The sequence below is a fragment of the Methylotenera mobilis JLW8 genome, from assembly GCF_000023705.1.
Taxonomy (GTDB): domain Bacteria; phylum Pseudomonadota; class Gammaproteobacteria; order Burkholderiales; family Methylophilaceae; genus Methylotenera; species Methylotenera mobilis.
Genome location: NC_012968.1, coordinates 180,103 through 198,497, shown reverse-complemented (window position 1 = coordinate 198,497; position 18,395 = coordinate 180,103). Strand labels below are relative to the sequence as shown.

General features: G+C 47.7%; 18 protein-coding genes. 9 read left to right on the top strand and 9 right to left on the bottom strand.

All coding sequences use genetic code 11. The features are described from left to right. Window positions 1-56: 56 nt before the first annotated feature. The 7 genes from MMOL_RS00910 to MMOL_RS00880 all read right to left on the bottom strand — a co-directional run bounded on the left by MMOL_RS00910 (window position 57) and on the right by MMOL_RS00880 (window position 7,524). Window positions 57-2,303: a RelA/SpoT family protein gene (locus tag MMOL_RS00910; RefSeq protein ID WP_012777552.1), complete on the bottom strand. Its 2,247-nt coding sequence runs from the start codon at window positions 2,301-2,303 to the stop codon at window positions 57-59. A 66-nt stretch (window positions 2,304-2,369) separates the two neighbouring features. Next, window positions 2,370-2,582 carry a DNA-directed RNA polymerase subunit omega gene (rpoZ, locus tag MMOL_RS00905; protein ID WP_012777551.1) on the bottom strand — a complete coding sequence of 71 codons (213 nt, stop codon included), beginning with the start codon at window positions 2,580-2,582 and terminating at the stop codon, window positions 2,370-2,372. Window positions 2,583-2,673: 91 nt separating this feature from the next. Then, window positions 2,674-3,285: a guanylate kinase gene (gmk, locus tag MMOL_RS00900; protein WP_012777550.1), complete on the bottom strand. Its 612-nt coding sequence runs from the start codon at window positions 3,283-3,285 to the stop codon at window positions 2,674-2,676. Between the two features lie 75 nt (window positions 3,286-3,360). Further along, on the bottom strand, window positions 3,361-4,095 hold the full coding sequence (locus tag MMOL_RS00895; protein WP_012777549.1) for a proteasome-type protease: 735 nt from the start codon (window positions 4,093-4,095) through the stop codon (window positions 3,361-3,363). A gap of 61 nt (window positions 4,096-4,156) precedes the next feature. After that, window positions 4,157-5,062, bottom strand: coding sequence for a transglutaminase family protein (locus MMOL_RS00890; protein ID WP_012777548.1), 906 nt, complete (start codon window positions 5,060-5,062; stop codon window positions 4,157-4,159). A gap of 21 nt (window positions 5,063-5,083) precedes the next feature. After that, a complete protein-coding gene (locus tag MMOL_RS00885) occupies window positions 5,084-6,040 on the bottom strand; it encodes an alpha-E domain-containing protein (RefSeq protein ID WP_012777547.1) in 957 nt (318 codons plus the stop codon). Further along, complete coding sequence (locus MMOL_RS00880; protein WP_012777546.1) at window positions 6,034-7,524, bottom strand: circularly permuted type 2 ATP-grasp protein; 1,491 nt, start codon at window positions 7,522-7,524, stop codon at window positions 6,034-6,036. Before MMOL_RS00880 ends, MMOL_RS00885 begins: the two co-directional genes overlap by 7 nt. 348 nt (window positions 7,525-7,872) lie before the next feature. On the opposite strand from MMOL_RS00880, the gene MMOL_RS00875 reads away from it, so the two are divergent. Continuing rightward, entirely contained in the window at window positions 7,873-8,616 is a 744-nt protein-coding gene (locus MMOL_RS00875) for a hypothetical protein (RefSeq protein ID WP_012777545.1), read from the top strand. A gap of 97 nt (window positions 8,617-8,713) precedes the next feature. On the opposite strand, the gene MMOL_RS00870 is transcribed toward MMOL_RS00875, so the two are convergent. Next, window positions 8,714-9,580 (bottom strand): YicC/YloC family endoribonuclease, encoded by an 867-nt coding sequence (locus tag MMOL_RS00870; protein WP_012777544.1) that lies wholly within the window; start codon window positions 9,578-9,580, stop codon window positions 8,714-8,716. Window positions 9,581-9,849: 269 nt separating this feature from the next. Between MMOL_RS00870 and MMOL_RS00865 the strand changes: the two genes are divergently transcribed. The 6 genes from MMOL_RS00865 to hemW all read left to right on the top strand — a co-directional run bounded on the left by MMOL_RS00865 (window position 9,850) and on the right by hemW (window position 14,594). Continuing rightward, complete coding sequence (locus MMOL_RS00865) at window positions 9,850-10,824, top strand: serine/threonine protein kinase (RefSeq protein ID WP_012777543.1); 975 nt, start codon at window positions 9,850-9,852, stop codon at window positions 10,822-10,824. Then, complete coding sequence (locus MMOL_RS00860; RefSeq protein ID WP_012777542.1) at window positions 10,821-11,732, top strand: PP2C family protein-serine/threonine phosphatase; 912 nt, start codon at window positions 10,821-10,823, stop codon at window positions 11,730-11,732. Before MMOL_RS00865 ends, MMOL_RS00860 begins: the two co-directional genes overlap by 4 nt. Before the next feature lie 43 nt (window positions 11,733-11,775). Then, complete coding sequence (gene rph / locus MMOL_RS00855) at window positions 11,776-12,501, top strand: ribonuclease PH (RefSeq protein WP_012777541.1); 726 nt, start codon at window positions 11,776-11,778, stop codon at window positions 12,499-12,501. Window positions 12,502-12,505: 4 nt separating this feature from the next. Beyond that, window positions 12,506-13,129 carry an RdgB/HAM1 family non-canonical purine NTP pyrophosphatase gene (gene rdgB / locus MMOL_RS00850; protein WP_012777540.1) on the top strand — a complete coding sequence of 208 codons (624 nt, stop codon included), beginning with the start codon at window positions 12,506-12,508 and terminating at the stop codon, window positions 13,127-13,129. Then, window positions 13,122-13,343, top strand: coding sequence for a hypothetical protein (locus tag MMOL_RS00845; protein ID WP_012777539.1), 222 nt, complete (start codon window positions 13,122-13,124; stop codon window positions 13,341-13,343). The genes rdgB and MMOL_RS00845 overlap by 8 nt, the downstream gene beginning before the upstream one ends. A gap of 93 nt (window positions 13,344-13,436) precedes the next feature. Continuing rightward, entirely contained in the window at window positions 13,437-14,594 is a 1,158-nt protein-coding gene (gene hemW, locus MMOL_RS00840) for a radical SAM family heme chaperone HemW (RefSeq protein ID WP_012777538.1), read from the top strand. 240 nt (window positions 14,595-14,834) lie between these two features. Here the strand turns inward: hemW and argH are convergent, their stop codons facing one another. Beyond that, entirely contained in the window at window positions 14,835-16,277 is a 1,443-nt protein-coding gene (gene argH, locus MMOL_RS00835; protein WP_012777537.1) for an argininosuccinate lyase, read from the bottom strand. 263 nt (window positions 16,278-16,540) lie between these two features. On the opposite strand from argH, the gene MMOL_RS00830 reads away from it, so the two are divergent. Both MMOL_RS00830 and MMOL_RS00825 read left to right on the top strand, forming a co-directional pair. Then, window positions 16,541-17,545, top strand: coding sequence for a sensor histidine kinase (locus tag MMOL_RS00830; RefSeq protein ID WP_012777536.1), 1,005 nt, complete (start codon window positions 16,541-16,543; stop codon window positions 17,543-17,545). Beyond that, on the top strand, window positions 17,538-18,305 hold the full coding sequence (locus MMOL_RS00825) for a LytR/AlgR family response regulator transcription factor (protein WP_012777535.1): 768 nt from the start codon (window positions 17,538-17,540) through the stop codon (window positions 18,303-18,305). Before MMOL_RS00830 ends, MMOL_RS00825 begins: the two co-directional genes overlap by 8 nt. Window positions 18,306-18,395 lie beyond the last annotated feature (90 nt).

The following is an 18,395-nucleotide window of genomic DNA, read 5'->3' as shown; positions in this document are numbered from 1 at the left end:
GTTAAAGAAATCTTGCGTCGCTACGACTGCTTGTTTTAGCTCTACGGTGCGGATAGTTACTGTGAGTATAGTTTTACGTTCGGATTTTTACCATTGCCAGCAGCGCTGCCTTTGGTACGGTTAATACGTACAACATCGGGAATCTTACGCAGGCCACGCATCAGCTCTGCCAAATGCACCCGGTTTTTCACCTGTACGGTAAAGTACAAATTAGCATAGGCGCTACCATCAGCCTCTTCTACGCTGACGTTATCAATGTTAGAACCCGCATCGGCAATACCGGCAGCGATTTGCGCCAACATGCCAGGCTGATTAGCCACGGTTAAGTTTAAGTTGGTTTTGAATAAGCGCGAGCTTTCTGGCTCCCACTCTACATCCAGCCACTTATCCGGGTCTAGTTTGAATTTACGCACACTCGGGCAATCATGCGTATGAATCACCAAGCCTTTATCTTTGTTGATAAAGCCTAAGATAGGATCCCCTGGAATCGGTCGACAGCAAGGTGCAAACTGTACCGCCATGCCTTCAGTACCGCGGATGGTGATGGTATCCAACGATGCAGCGGGCAGCTTGGTATGCTTCTCGGCATGGTCATCTGTCATTGCCACCAACTGGTGCGCCACCATCACATTTTGGCGCTTACCCAAGCCTATGTCAGCCAAGATTTCAGATTTTTTCTTCACGCCATAATCGCGAATCAGCTTTTGCCAGTGCTCTTCTGAAATCTGGCTAGGGTCTACATGCAAGGCACGCAGCGCTTTGTTCAACAGACGCTCGCCCAAGTGTGCAGACTCTGTAGATTGCTGCGATTTTAAGAAATGACGGATATGCGCACGGGCGCGGCCGGTGACCACGTAATTGAGCCAAGCCGGATTAGGTTTAGCCAAAGAGCCTGTAATAATCTCCACGTGGTCGCCATTATGCATCTCAGTGCGCAATGGCGCTAAGTCGTGGTTAATACGCACTGCCACGCAGCTATTACCAATATCAGAGTGCACGGCATAGGCAAAATCCACCGCGGTGGCGCCCTTAGGCAGCGCCATGATAGAACCCTTAGGCGTAAACACATACACCTCATCCGGGAACAGATCAATTTTCAGATGCTCAAGGAAGTCGAGCGAGTCTACGCTCTCGTTCTGAATATCCAACAAGCGTTGCAGCCACTGGTGGGTTTGCTGTTGCAAGGCGGTCAGCTGCGCATCACTGGCCTTGTACAGCCAATGTGCAGCCACACCCGCATCTGCAATATTATGCATATCGGCGCTACGAATCTGCACCTCAATGGGCGTACCAAACGGGCCAAATAAAGTCGTGTGCAAAGACTGGTAACCATTGGCCTTGGGAATGGCAATATAGTCTTTAAACTTGCTGGGAATCGGCTTATACAAACCGTGTAGCGCACCTAATGCTAAATAACAGTTGGGTAAATCTTTTACTACGATTCTAAAGCCATAAATATCATACACTTGCGAGAACGGCGTGGCCTTACTCGTCATCTTTTTATATACGCTGTAAAGATGCTTTTCGCGGCCGGATACTTCCGCCTCAATACCAAAGTCCGCCAGCTGCTTTTTAATCGACTCTAATATTTTGCTAATCACTTCTTTACGATTGCCACGCGCGGCCATAATCGCTTTAGAAATGGCGTTATAGCGCATGGGGTAAAGGTATTTAAAACTGAGGTCTTCTAAAGCCTGATACACATCATTCAGGCCTAGGCGATTGGCGATTGGTGCGTAAATATCCAGTGTTTCTTTGGCGATGATACGTTGTTTTTCTGGACGCATGGCTTCCAGCGTTTGCATGTTGTGCAAGCGGTCAGCCAGCTTGACTAGAATCACACGTACGTCCTGCGACATCGCCAACAGCATTTTACGGAAGTTCTCCGCCTGCGCCTGGCTCGCGCTTTGAAATTCGATTTTATCCAGCTTGGTCACGCCATCGACTAAATCTGCAACTTGCGGACCAAACTTTTGTTTGATATCTAGGGTGGTAATGTCGGTATCTTCTACCACATCATGCAGCAGCGCCGCGAGGATAGTGGGTACATCCATGTGCAAATCAGCCAGAATGCAGGCCACAGAAACCGGATGCGTGATATACGGCTCGCCAGTTTTACGCACCACGCCATCGTGGGCGGCATAGGCATAGCGATAGCCATCCCATACTTGTTCTATATCTTGAGGTTTTAAATACGAGTTTAAACGTATGCTTAAGGCTGAGCCCTCGCTGTCCGCAGGCAGCAAGGGAGCCGATGTTAACTTTGATAATTCCGCTTTAAGATTGTTTGCGGTTTTTGACATACCGGCGTCACTACTTGTATGAAAAAGTTAATAAATGCAAATTAATCAATAACAAGACGCGACAGATTACGAGTGTCCGCGCGCTAAAATTTCCACACCAACTTTACCCGCAGCAATTTCACGCAATGCAACCACGGTTGATTTGTCGCGTGTGTTTTGCACGTTAACTTGCGGCTCTGCACCATTGTGCAACTGACGGGCACGATATGCAGCCACTAAAGTTAATTGGAAGCGGTTTGGGATTTTTTCTAAACAGTCATCTACCGTGATACGTGCCATGATGATATTTCCTAATGATAAACAAAATTAATAACTAAAAGACCAGCAAGCGCTTAGATAACAGCCATCTAAGCCATATACAACCCAGAAATTAAGTAAGCGCTTGAATTAAACTGCCATAACGTTGCAACTGTGCGGCACCAACTAAACGCTGGGCGCGGATGATAGCGCGAATGTCCTGCAACGCTACGTCAAAATAGTGGTTAATTGTAACATAATCGAACTCGCTCACATGGCGCATTTCAGCACGCGCAGCGGCAACGCGTTTGGATATAGTCTCTTGGCTATCCTGTCCGCGGCTATTCAAGCGCTGTTCCAGCGTCTCGATAGAAGGCGGCAATACAAAGATACTGATGGCATTAGGAAACAGGCGACGCACTTGTGCCGCACCCTGCCAGTCAATCTCCAGAATCACATCATGCCCAGCTTGCAACGGCGCATCTACGGCAGACTGCGAAGTACCGTAGCGCGCACCGTGCACCTCTGCGCTTTCTAAGAATTTTGCTTCGCCCAGCATCTGCAAGAACATAGCATCATCCACAAAATGATAATCAACACCATCTTGCTCACCAGGGCGCGGCTTGCGCGTAGTGTGCGAGATAGATAGTTTCAAATGCGTATCTTCAGCAAGCAAGGCCTTAATTAGGCTGGTTTTACCTGCGCCAGACGCTGCGGTGATGATAAAAAGATTACCTGGAACCATTCTGATGACAACTCTCTATAGCGATATGTTCTGATTATTAAACAATCAGGTTTAAAAATAATCTAGTGAGCTAGATTAACACCAATCCGGGCTTGGTAATGCGCTAAATACCGAACGCAAGCCATCAGCCCAGCCTTGGCGGATTTGTAAGTAATACGGGTCGGTTTCTGTAATGCGCTGCTGGCAGTCAGCATGCAGGCTATCCACCCGATAAATCAGCAAATCTATCGGTGCCGCCACAGAAACGTTGCTGCGTATGGTGGAATCAAATGAAATCAGCACACATTTCACCGTGTCCATGATATCGCTGCCCTGCTCCACCACGCGGTCGATGATAGGCTTGCCGTATTTGGTTTCACCAATCTGAAAATACGGCGTTTCTTGCGTAGACTCAATAAAATTACCCGCCGCATATACATTGAACAAACGCGGCTGCTCACCTTTGATTTGGCCGCCCACTAGAATGCTGGCGTTAAAATCAATCTGATGATTTTTAAAGTGCTCACCATCACGCTCAAATGCCGCTCTTAATTCAGCACCCACCAAGCCTGCCGCATCAAACAAGCTGTCTACATTATGTAAGTGCTTGCTATCTTGCTCATTTTTCTTGATACGCGCACGCAATGCATTCACCACAGATTGGGTAATCGCGAGATTACCTGCTGTTAACAACACAATCACACGCTCGTTCTTCAACTCAAAAACATGCATTTTTGGCGTAGAAGCTACCTGATCTACGCCTGCATTTGTGCGTGTATCAGAAGCCAACACCAATCCTTGCTTCAGTAATAAACCGACACAATAAGTCATAATTTTTGTTTAACTTGGAAGAATGGCAATCATACCATTTTAGTGATTACTCGCCAAAAAACTACTGCTGCTGCGCATATTGCGCTTGCCGCTCTTGCGCGGCCTCAGTGCGTGCTGCGCGGTTTAATTGTGCAAGCTCCAGCAACTGCATCGGATTAACTTTCTTTAAAGGCTCCTGCATTGAGGCCGCCCGATTCACAATGACGCTAGACGCCATACCCTCAATACCGCCGCCAGAGCGCATGCCGCTAATCGGGCTGGCGCTACGGTAATCTAGGCCGGTAGCAAGGCGCACATGGGTTTCACCCGCGCGGCAGCCGTTAGAAACATCAAAACTCTGCCAGCCGGCGCCTGCAACAAACACATCCGCCCATGCATGAGTCTGCATCAAACTGCCATCTACTGTAAACAAATATCCGCTCACATAGCGTGCCGGTAATGCAATGGCACGACAGCAGGCGATGAACACATGCGCATGATCCTGACATACACCCTGTCCCAAGGCAAATGCCTCAGCGGCTGAAGTGGTGACTTGGGTTGCGCCTTTAATATATTGCACACGCGCCAGCAAGGCATGCATCATGTCCTCTAACACTGCGCTTTGCCGCTGTGGTTGCAAGTACGGCTGAGCGAACGCTAGCATATCTGCACTGTACTGCGTGAGCGGCGTATCGCGCAAATAAATAGGCAATGGCAAAGCCATATGCTGCGACACAGCATCTAGGCCAGTTTCCACCTGACCAGCAGCTACAATCAACAGTTCGCTATGCGGTGCATCCACCACCAAGGTGTGCGTCATATTGCCGTAGGCATCTTGTGAGGGTTGCAATTCACCGTTCACTTTAATGTCCCAATGCCGCACATGTTGGCCCAGGCCATGCTGCGGGGTGAGGCGCAGCTCCTGTATGGTGTAGTTCACATCTGCGCTATAAGCATAGCGCGTATGGTGCTCAATATTAAGTAACATGATAGTTTGCCTAAACTGGGGTTAAGAAATGCTTAAAAAAGTTTTATGCACTTCCACACCCAACTTGTTATTGGCGGTAATAAAATCACTTAAAAACTCATGCAAACCGCGCTGAAAAATATCGCGCATTTTGCCAAAGCGCAATTTTGAATGTAGCTCACCCGCCATGCGTTTGCACTCACCGGCACGCGAGCTGGACAATTGCTCCAGAATCGAAGTGATTTCATCAAAACAGGCATGCAGTGAGCGTGGCATATCACGCCTGAGCACCAGCAACTCGGCCACACGCCACGGTTCTATGGTATCGCTGAATATTTTTTGGTAAGCCTGAAACGCAGACACCGAACGCAGCACCGCACTCCACTCGTAATAGTCCACCGCACCACCCACCTCCTCTTGCTCCGGCAACAACAAGTGGTACTTCACGTCTAGCAAGCGTGCAGTATTGTCCGCACGCTCGATAAACGTACCTAAACGCACAAAACTAAAAGCATCATCACGCAACATGGTGCCAAAACACACACCGCGGAATAAATGCGAGCGTGCTTTTACCCAATCACAAAACTCACTGAGCCCGGATTGTGACAAGTCCTGTCCGAAGAACTGACCGAACTCCAGCCATAGTGAGTTGATGTTTTCCCACGTTTCTGATGTCATGGCCACGCGCACCGCACGTGCGTTTTCTCTAGCACTGCGTAGTGAACTATAGATACTGGAAGGGTTATTCATATCCATCGCCAAATAATGGATCACCCCTGCCGCGGTATATTCCCGCTGGCTGTCGTTAAAGTAATCGCGCTCATAGGCTTCGACATTGCCAGAAATCTCCAAGGCCGGCAGCCATAATGCGGCTTCACTTTCTGCCGCGTTCGGCACTAGCGACATATTGTAGGTCACATCCAGCACACGCGCCATGTTCTCTGCACGCTCGATATAACGCGCCATCCAATACAGATGATCTGCCGTTCTGCTTAACATAGCACCGCCTCCGCTTGATTGATATTAGCTTTGCTGGGCATGGCGACATCCTCCTCCAGCACCCAGGTATCTTTGGTACCGCCGCCTTGTGATGAATTCACCACCAGCGAGCCTTCTTTCATGGCTACGCGGCACAGCGCGCCTGGCACCAAGCTGCAAGTCTTTCCGGAAAGCACAAACGGGCGCAAATCCACATGGCGCGGGGCGATACCTTCTGCCACTAGTGTGGGGCAGGTAGAAAGCGCCAGCGTAGGCTGTGCAATATAACTGGCAGGGCTAGAGATGATGCGTAGGCGAAACTCCTCTAACTCTTGCTTGCTAGCGGCAGGGCCAACCAACATGCCGTAACCACCGGAGCCCTGCACTTCTTTCACCACCAACTCATCCAAATGCGCCAGGGTATAAGCTAAATCCTCTTCTTTGCTTAATTCGTAGGTAGGCACATTTTCCAGCAACGGCTCCTCACCCAGATAAAAACGTATCATGGCTGGTACGTGGATATACGTGGCCTTATCATCCGCCACGCCGGTACCCACCGCATTAGCCAAGGTCACCCCGCCATTGCGATACACGGACAGCAAGCCCGGCACACCGAGCATGGAGTTGGCGTTAAAAACCAGTGGGTCGATATAATCATCATCAATGCGCCGATAAATCACATCCACGCGCTGCGGGCCTTCTGTGGTGCGCATATACACCGCATTATTACGCACAAATAAATCCTGCCCCTCTACCAGCTCGATTCCCATTTGCTGCGCTAAAAACGCATGCTCAAAATAGGCACTGTTATACGCACCCGGGGATAGCACCACTACTGTAGGTTCATGCACATTGGTTTGCGCCACCGCGCGCAGATTATTTAGCAACACTTGCGGATAATGCTCGACTGGCGCAATCGGATATTGACGGAATAGCTCAGGAAACAAACGCATCATCATTTTGCGGTCTTCCAGCATGTAAGACACGCCAGACGGTGTACGCAGATTATCTTCCAGCACGTAAAACTGTGATTCGCTGGTGCGCACTAAATCGACACCCGCAATATGCGCATAAATCTGATTGGGGACATCCACACCAAACATCTCAGGCCGATATTGGCTATTGGCTAAAATCGTCGCCGGCATAATGCCTGCCTTGATGATGTGCTGCTCATGGTAGATATCATGCAAAAACATATTCAGCGCTTTCACCCGCTGAATAGAGCCTGCGGACAACTTACCCCATTCTTTTGCAGACAGAATGCGCGGTAGCACATCAAACGGAATCAAACGCTCAGCACCGTCATTCTCGCCATATACATTAAACGTAATACCAACTCGGCGAAACAGCAGCTCAGCCTCCATGCGCTTGCTATTCAGCTGATGATGCGGCACATTTTTCAACCACTGGTGATAGGCTTTATAAATCTCACGCACCCCGTCAGGGCTGCTTGCGGCCAAATCCAATTGCATCTCATTAAAAAATTGCGGTGGTGATTTTTTCATGATGTACGCCTTCCCTTGATGCATAAAGCATAAGCAAAGGGCATACCAGATAATTAATCTATTAAAATCATCAAGTTAATAAGACAGATGAGGTTTTATTCAGGTTAACGCCCACAATAAGTGCATAAATGAACAACCATGAGTAATTACGCAAGATTAGTGTGCAGGCTTGGTGCAACAATCTTAATAACAACGTCATCCTTAACTACTAAGTCAGACGACTGCAGATAAGGATAGAAACTTTACTGTGAAAGACTGCATTTGCTATTTGATACAAAGATGGCATAGCTTATTACGCTATTTATGAATTATTCTATCTAAAAAATTTAAATCAAATTTAGGACGCTCATGGACATAGCATTAATATTTTTAGGGAAGATAGTTGCTTATGGTGGCGGGAGCGCTGCAATTGCATTTTTGCTATATAAAAATCTAGGTGAAAAATGGCTTGATAGCAAATTTAAAGAGCAATTAGAAAGGCAACGCCATGAACAAGCAACTGAGTTAAGTCGGCTTAAAATTGAAATCGACTCTATGTTAAGTGCTGTTATTAAAATTCAAGAAAAAGAGTTTGATACGTTACCAAAAGCTTGGTCACTATTAGATGAAGCATACAAGCATTTAGCGAGCTTTTCATCACCCATGCAACAATACCCTGATTTAGATCGAATGGACAATGACAGGCTAGAAGAATATTTACAAAGTAGCGCACTAACTGATGTAGATAAGAAGAAAATCAAAGCCGCTCCAAAGAAATTAGATGTTTTTACTAATATTGATTTTTGGCGCCGTCTTCATGAATGTAGAAAAGCAATTTTTGCCTATCAGGATTATGTAGAAAAGAATGGTATTTTCCTTCCCGCCGCGATAAAAAAAGATTTTGTGGATATCGCCAGATTACTCCGTAATACCATGGTTACAAAACAGGTAGGTCACGAAGCCAATGATTGGGAAATGCAAAGTAAAAGTTGGGAAAGTTTAACCAAGGAAATTGACCCCTTAAGAGAATCGTTAGAAACTCTAATTCATGCAAGACTGCACGAGCATGGAACCGTTAAAAATAGCGACATTAGGTTCTCACGGACTAAGTAAACTCAGGCTATTCAACTTCTAACGAAGTTGCTCACAACCCAAAGCCGCATTAAATGAGGCTTTGGATGTAAATACGAAAGATGAATTGGGGTGATTTTTACTCTATATTCTGAATCTGTTCACGCATTTGCTCAATCAGCACTTTCAGCTCCATCGACACTTGTGTTGTCTGCACGGATACTGACTTAGAGCCTAAGGTGTTCGCCTCACGGTTCAGCTCCTGCATCAGAAAGTCTAGGCGTTTACCGGCTGGCACATCGCTGCTTAAAATGCGCTTAACTTCTGACACATGCGCAGTTAAGCGGCCTAACTCTTCATCCACATCAATACGCTGTGCAAACAGTACCAGCTCTTGTGCAATACGGTCTTGGTCGATAGTTTTTAAGGTTTCGTGCAGCTTATGCTCAAGCTTTAGCTGATACTCTTTATTCAAGGCTGGCAATAATGGCTTCACCTTGGCCACCAAAGCTTCAATTTGCTGAACGCGATCCAGAATAATAGCTTTTAACTTTTCCCCTTCACGCTGACGTGACGCATTCAGGTCTTGCAGGCCACGCTCTACTAATTGTTTTACGTCCTCAATCAAAGACTCCTGGCTTAGCCCATCCTGCATCACCACACCAGGCCAGCGCAGAATATCAGCTACACTAAGCTGACGGCTTTCTGGAAACAGCGTAAGCGTCTTGGCCTGTAATGTCGCCAGCTGCTGCATTAACTGCTCATCCAACTCAGGCGTCTGTTTAGATTGTGAACGCTGAATCAGATTCACCTTACACTCGACTTTGCCACGGCTCAGACGCGCTGCAATCAACTCGCGTATCGTCGGCTCTAAACTACGTACGCTTTCATCTAACTTGAAATGTAAATCTAAATAGCGGCTGTTGACCGCACGCAGCTCTAACAACAAAGTGGCATTTTCTATCGGCTGCTCTAATGCCGCAAAACCCGTCATGCTAAAAATCATCTTCAGATTTTCCAATGAATAAAATAAATTGGCATCATGGTATCAAATACTAGGCATTAAGCACTAAAAGTTTCATCAACACACAACCTCGCATGCTAAATCTAAACATTGCATCAAAAAACTTTAACTTCGGCCGATTACGCGTTATATTGCTGTAGTAAATTTAGACAAAAGTAACCCACCCTGACAATTCAAGTTTGCATGCCACCGGCACACAGGCTTAATGGTAAATATCATCTTAGAAATCAATTTCATAGAAATCAATTAAAGTGACCTCTGCCAAGAATTTAACATCAGCCAATTTCGCATTGACCGCTGGTTACAAGTTGCATGACTATGAAATCACCAAAGTGCTAAGCTCTGGTGGCTTCAGCTTTGTCTATTTAGCGCGCGATAAAGACAAAAACACTGTCGCAATCAAAGAGTACCTACCGACTTCCATCGCCACCCGTGCCGATAGTGCTACCGTGCTGCCGAATGCCGAAGATGTAGCGTTGTTTCGTCACGGCCTGAAATGCTTTTTTGATGAAGGCTTGGCGCTCGCAAAAATTGAACATAAAAACATAGTACGCGTGGTTAATTTCTTCCGCGCCAATGAAACTGTCTACATGGTGATGCAGTACGAGCGTGGCAAATCACTGCAAGAGTACATCTTGAGCCAATCAGAACCAGTGTCAGAAAAGTTTATCCGCCGCGTGTTCAGTGAGCTATCCAACGGCCTGCGTGAAGTACACACGCAAAAACTGTTGCACCTGGATATCAAACCCGCCAATATTTATATCCGCTTGGACGGCTCACCAGTGCTGCTGGATTTTGGCTCATCACGCCAGGCGCTCACTGAGAATCAAGCCAAAGTTTCCCCCAGCTACACACCGGGGTTTGCACCGCCAGAGCAGTATTACGATAGAAAACTACTAGGGCCATGGAGCGATATTTACAGCATAGGAGCCACCATGTACTCCTGCTTAACACGCACCTCGCCACTGGCGGCTAATCAGCGCATTAAAAACGATTTACTGGTACCCGCAGTGAAAATTGGTAAAGACCGTTATTCACAAGACTTGCTGCAAACCATCGACAAGTGCCTGAGCTTAGATTATCTTAAGCGCCCGCAAAGCGTATTCTCACTACAAAAATCATTGCTGGAAAACATGCCTAAGACCGATAAAAAGGCAGGCCTGGTGCATAGGGTAATGAGTGTTCTAAATAAACCGATATCGCTGAACAGTAATAAATCACAATGAAATTTACCATTTTCCAAAATAGCCGTCAGGGTCCACGCCCATATAACCAGGACCGGCTCGCTTACTCCTACAGCAAAGATGCACTACTATTGGTAGTGGCAGACGGCATGGGCGGCTATCGCCACGGTGAGGTTGCCGCGCAACTTGCCGTGACCACCATGACCGATGCGTTTCAGCGTTTAGCGTTGCCTGCACTCGCCAACCCCGCCAAGTTCCTCACCGATCATATCCAGCAAGTGCACGACATGATAGACCAGATCACGCAGGAGCGTGAGATGCTGGAGGCACCACGCACTACCATCGTGGCAGCGATTGTGCAACGCGGCATCTTGTATTGCGCCCATGCTGGCGACTCACGACTCTACCATTTCCGCGATGGTCACTTACTGTATCGTACCGAAGACCACTCCGTGGTGCAGTCGCTATACAATCGCGGCATGATAGATAAAAGCGATATGTCTACGCACCCTTACCGCCATAAAGTCTATAGTTGCCTAGGCGGTGACGTACCGCCTAAAATCACGCTGTCAGATCGACAAGAGCTATTAGAAGGCGATACCGTACTGCTCTGCACCGACGGTGTGTGGGGCGCAATTAGCGATGATCAAATCAAACATATGCTAAATGGTCCGTCCATTTCGGACAACGTGACCATACTGCTGGACGAGGCAGAGGCCGTTAGCCAAGAACGCGGCGACAACATGAGCGCGATAGGCCTACAATGGGGCGACAAGCTGCATAGTAATTTGGCAGTTTCTACCATTACCATGCCATTGGGCGCCACCACCACTATCATGAACCCGATCACACGCCCGGATCATCCAGCCAGTCTGGACCTCTCCGATGATGATATCGAGAGAACCATCGCCGAGATTCAACAGGCGCTACGCAAAAGTAAGCGCGTTTAAACATTTACTAGCAATTTCAAGATTAAACTTCAGGATTTAAATCATGCAACAAAATATTAGACCCAGCCAACGTGCCTGCAACCAACTAAGAGAGGTTGAAATTATTCGCCATTACACCAAGCATGCCGAAGGCTCGGTATTGGTGAAATTTGGTGACACACATGTACTCTGCACCGCAAGTGTGGATGAAAAAGTGCCTGGCTTCCTCAAAGGCAAAGGCCAAGGCTGGGTTACCGCAGAATACGGCATGCTGCCGCGCTCTACCGGCAGCCGCATGGATAGAGAAGCCGCTCGCGGTAAACAGTCTGGCCGTACCCAAGAGATTCAGCGCCTGATCGGACGCTCACTGCGCGCCATTATCGATTTAGAAAAACTGGGCGAACGCAGTATTCAAATTGACTGTGACGTGATTCAAGCTGACGGTGGCACCCGCACCGCCAGCATCACCGGCGCCTACGTCGCCTTGCACGATGCAATTTCATTTCTGCTGAAAAGCGGTAAAATCAGCGAATCTCCACTAAAAGATTCCGTCGCAGCAATTTCTGTGGGCGTATATCAAGGTACACCGGTATTGGATTTAGACTATATTGAAGACTCTGACTGCGATACAGACATGAACGTAGTCATGACAGGCAAAGGCGGCTTTGTGGAGATTCAAGGCACTGCCGAAGGCGAGCCATTTGCGCGTGATGCCATGAACGCTATGCTGGATTTGGCAGCCCACGGTATTCAGCAACTTATTATTGAACAGAACAAAGCACTCGGTTAAGCATATGGCACTCCCATTTAATCAACTGGTCATTGCCACCGGCAACAAAGGCAAGTTACGTGAAATTGAACACTTACTCAGCCCGCTAGCACTGACCATCACCCCGCAATCAGCGCTTAATGTGCCTGAGTGCGAAGAACCATACTGCACCTTTATTGAAAACGCGTTGGCCAAGGCACGCCATGCCAGCAAGCACACTGGCTTACCTGCACTAGCAGATGACTCCGGCCTATGTGTGGATGCCTTACTGGGCGCGCCTGGTGTACGCTCAGCCCGCTATGCCGAGGCAGACCCAGCATCCAGCCTCAGCCAGGATGCGCGCAACAACCAAAAGCTGCTGAATGCTTTGCAGGGCGAAGCGAATCGCCATGCACATTTTTACTGCGTGATGGTACTGGTGCGCCACGAACACGACCCCGAACCAATCATTGCAGAAGGCCAATGGGTAGGCGAAATACTGAATGAGTTGCGTGGTACGGATGGCTTTGGCTATGACCCGTTGTTTTTGGATGCAAAAACTGACAAAACGGTGGCCGAGCTGCAGTTAGATATTAAAAGCCGCATTAGTCACCGTGGTCACGCCATGGCCAAACTACTGCAAAAGCTAGAAAGGCTAAGCCATGACTAAGCCAGAACAAGCATGGCCGAAATGGTTACGTGATGATGGCAGCGTAGTCTCCTGCACGGAAAAAGTGAAAGTGATGACAGAAAACTTTGATGAACTGAAACAGATTGCACAAGATGCGCTAGAAGACGGTTTATTGATGGAAGTATCCGAGCAGCAAATGCGAGAAGCACTGCACCAATTGGTAGACGCGCTGATCAATCCCTACCAAAGGTGATTCACCATTAAAAAAATTATTGAAATCAAGGCAGCCGCTGAGTTTAATACGCAGCCGATTAATACCGTAGCACCACTCGCTGGCGCCGCCACATTGTCCGGCCTCAGCAATCCGCCGCCGCTGGCTTTATACATCCATATCCCGTGGTGTGTACAGAAATGTCCATATTGCGACTTCAACTCACACGAAAGTCGCTATAAAAATGGCGAACTGCCGGAGGCAGCTTATGTTGAAGCGCTGATTAAAGACTTGGAACTCTCCACCCCCAAAGTGTGGGGCAGAAAAATCAAAAGTATTTTCTTTGGCGGCGGTACCCCCAGCTTATTTTCGCCTGAAGCCATCGACACCATTTTAAGCCAGGTACGCGCGCTCACCCCACTTGAGTATGATGCAGAAATCACACTGGAAGCCAACCCAGGCACCGTGGACATTGCCAATTTTGCCGGTTATAAACAAGCGGGGGTCAACCGCCTGTCACTAGGCATACAAAGCTTCAATGCTGGCTATTTAAAAGCCTTAGGCCGCATCCATGACGACAAGCAGGCGATTAAAGCCGCCGAACTGGCATTGGCTACGTTTGACCGTGTAAATCTGGATGTGATGTATGGCTTGCCACAGCAATCCTTAGCCGATGCGTTGGCCGACGCAAAGCAAGCTGTACAGCTGAACCCTGACCACCTCTCGTTTTACCATCTAACACTGGAACCGAATACGCCGTTTTACCACACGCCACCTAACCTACCTGATGACGACACCAGTGCGGAAATGCAGATAGAGATTGAAAACTTTTTAGCACAGCACGGTTATGAGCATTACGAAACCTCAGCCTTCGCCAAAACAGGCAGCCAAGCGCGGCATAATCTGAATTACTGGCAATTTGGTGACTACCTAGGCATAGGTGCTGGTGCGCATAGCAAATTAAGCTATCACGATAAAATTACTAGGGAAACCCGCCCTAAACACCCTAAGGCTTATATGGAAAAAGCGCTAGCGGGTAATGCGGTGGAGCGCGAATCTATCGTCAGCCAGGATGCACTGGGCTTTGAGTTTATGATGAATGCGCTAAGGCTGATTGACGGCGTACCGCTTACTTTGTTCCAACAGCACACCGGACTTAACCTGATGACGCTGCAACCCGCAATCAAGGCAGCGCAGCAAAAGAAGCTGCTCACCACTGAAAATGGCTATATCAAACCCACCCTGCTCGGCCAACGCTACCTTAATGAACTGCTGCAGTTCTTTTTAGAGTAATTATCACGCAGGAATGAATGCTGCCACTGAATTTCGGCACGGAGCGAACAGGCTATTATCGCAAGCCACACATGCAGTTGAAGCCGAAGCGATACAGCTGCAATTCAATCTGCATGACTTGCTATAAAAGACGTGCTGTAAACGGCGATAAGCGCCTAGAACGTGAAACCAGCATCAACCCAGACACTTTACCGATGAGTGCCTCACAAGTTGATGCCAGCCCACTTATTATTTTTCTAGTTACTTCTCTATCAGCTTTCTTGCACGAGCAATGGCAGCTTTCACCTGCGCAGGAGCAGTGCCACCGATGTGGTTACGGCTATTGAGCGAACCATCCAGGGTCAGCACGGCATACACGTCATCACCAATTTCCTGTGCAAACTCTTGCAGTTTAGCTAACGGCAAATCACTTAAATCCACTTTCTGGTCTACTGCGTAGCGCACAGCCAAGGCCACCGCCTCATGCGCATCTCTAAACGGCATGCCTTTTTTCACTAGGTAATCTGCTAAATCGGTGGCAGTAGCAAAGCCCTCGCTCGCCGCTTGACGCATATTTTCTTTATTCACGGTAAAGCCAGCTTTCACCACCACACCGTTTTCCACCACAGGCAAACGCAGCATGTCGGCATAAATTTCCAGTGTCACTAGCAGTGTATCTGCGGTATCAAACAAAGGCTCTTTATCTTCTTGGTTGTCTTTGTTGTAGGCCAGTGGCTGACCTTTCATCAAGGTCAGCAATGAAGTTAAATGCCCGTACACGCGGCCGGTTTTACCACGTACCAACTCTGGCACGTCAGGGTTTTTTTTCTGCGGCATAATGGATGAGCCGGTACAGAAGCGATCTGCAATATCAATAAATGCAAACCTTGGCGAACTCCATAGAATCAGCTCCTCAGACAATCGAGATAAGTGCATCATCACGGTAGATGCCGCAAAGGTAAACTCAATGGCAAAGTCACGGTCTGACACGGCGTCCAGTGAGTTCTCGCAGACACCGGAAAAACTCAAGCTTGCCGCCACGTTTTCACGGTCAATCGGGTAACTGGTACCAGCCAATGCGGCTGCCCCCAAAGGCAACATATTTAAACGTTTTTGACAGTCTTCAAAACGTGAAATGTCACGTTTCAGCATTTCGTAATACGCCATTAAGTGGTGACCAAATGTCACCGGCTGTGCCACCTGTAAATGGGTAAAGCCTGGCATTACCGTATCAAAATTAGCTTCCGCCAAATCTAAAAGGCTGGTTTGCAGGTTAACTAAACCAGCAATCACCTGCTGACAAGTCGCACGCAACCATAAGCGCACATCCGTGGTCACCTGGTCGTTACGGCTTCTGCCCGTATGTAAACGCTTACCAGCATCACCGATTTTATCGGTTAAGCGTTTTTCAATATTCAGATGTACATCTTCTAAATCCAACGACCACTCAAACTGACCCGCATTGATTTCTGCAAGAATCTCCAGAAGGCCGGTTTCAATCGCGCTGAAATCAGCCGCTGAAATAATGCCTTGTTTGCTCAGCATGCGTGCATGCGCGATAGACCCTTCGATATCGTAAGGTGCTAAACGGTAATCAAAACCAATGGATGCCGTATATTTTTTCACCAGTTCCGCAACCGGCTCGTTAAAACGCCCAGACCAACTGGTATCTTTTTTATTGAGCGCACTTATTTTCTCTGTCACTTTATTTGCCTATCTAGTATTAACTGTCGTATTCCTCTCCATGCTAAAAATGCTTAAAGCATACGCTGCGGCGTTAACCTTAGCCAAACGCGCCTTTTCATTTTTACACTTGAGGAAATTAAATTGCGATTGTTGTATAAATTTTATTCAACATTAAAAAAATGCTTAATAACAATATACTTATATGCATTAGTATAATGCAAAATAAAGTCATTTAAGATAAAGCGATAACGCTAGGCGATATAAATGCAGATAAAAAGCCGATGAAAAATACCAGCCGCCTGCCCAATTTACGTAATTTAGGGGTTGCATTACGCATCCTCATCATCGCTAATTTGGCGCTGATATTGGGTGCCTTTATTTTAACTGATGGCATCAACGCGTTTATGGACCAGCTCACCGGCACTTCTGCCTTTGCACAGCCTATATTGCTGATTAGTTTGTTTTTACTCTACAGCGCCTATCACCCACTTAGTAAAATGCCTTACCGTCGCGCGATTCTGTCCATTTTAATCCTGATTGCACTTAGTGCTACCGCGGTGCATGCATTTTTCTCACAGTTCTGGATTTTTACCGAACTTCCCTCACTCACACGTATGGTTTTATATGCGTGGATGATTAGCGCACCAACCTTGTATTACTTTAACCTGCACCATCGTGCCTACTCCCCCGCAGTGACCGAAGCCAGACTGCAGGCGCTACAGGCACGCATACGCCCACACTTTCTGTTCAACAGTTTAAACGCAGTACTGTCATTGATTCGCGACCAACCCAAACAAGCCGAAACCGCACTGGAAGATATGGCGGATTTGTTCCGCGTATTGATGGGCGAAAATCGCGAATTAGTGCCTATTACGCAGGAAATCTCGCTTTGCCGCCAATATCTGGCACTTGAGAAATTGCGTCTAGACGAAAGACTGCACGTGGAATGGCTGATTGATGATGTACCGCCGGATATTTTAATTCCTCCGCTGCTATTGCAGCCGCTGATTGAAAATGCGGTATATCATGGCATAGAGCCAAGTGCCAGCGGCGGCACGATTACCATCCAGATTTATACCAAGCAAAATGAGGTACATTTGCTGCTGAAGAACCCGTATACCTTACGTGGCAAGCACCATAGCGGTAATAATATGGCCCTTAAGAACATCAAAGAGCGGCTGACACTGCATTTTGATTTAGAAGCCTCACTAAAAAGCAAACAAGTAGGTGATACTTACCAAGTACACATTACTTTGCCGAGCCAGCAGCAAAAAAGTTATGCTTAATCAGACTAATCTCAATATTGTTATTGCCGATGATGAAGCCCCAGCACGCAGCCGTCTGCGCACCTTGCTGGGTGACATTCCCCACACGCAGATAATGGCAGAAGCTAGAAATGGCAAAGAGCTGCTAGAAGTGGTGAATCAGGCGTCAGATACGCACACCGCCGCTAACATCGTATTGCTAGATATCCGCATGCCAGAAATGGATGGCATAGAAGCCGCTCAGCATTTGCAGAAACTGCCGCAACCACCTGCCATTATTTTCACCACAGCATATGACAACTACGCCATACAGGCTTTTGATATCAGTGCGGTAGATTATTTGTTGAAGCCCATTCGCTTGGAGCGCCTGCAAACCGCGCTACAAAAAGCACGCGCACTACAGCCTAGCCAATTGGAAACACTCACGCCGCTCAGCCCTCAACGCACCCACCTGAGCATTAACGAACGCGGCCGTATTTTATTAGTACCCATCAATGAAATCATCTATCTGCGTGCAGAGCTGAAATACATCACGGTACGCACAGCCGAACGGGAATACTTAATTGAGGAGTCCCTCTCGCATCTGGAGCAGGAGTTCAGCCATATCTTTACGCGCTTGCACCGTAACTGCCTGGCCGCTAATGCCTATATTCTAGGTTATGAGAAACGTCACCACGATGAACACGCGGAGAAGCAATGGGTGGCATTACTCAAGCACGTGCCTGAAACCATTAGCGTTAGCCGCAGACAGCAGCACTTGATTCGTCAGACTATACTTTAAACAAAACAGCGTCTAAACAAAGTCGTACCGCTAAAAAAATAAAGCACGTGTGACGCCTGACCGCACGCGCCTTCATTTATCAACGCTTCG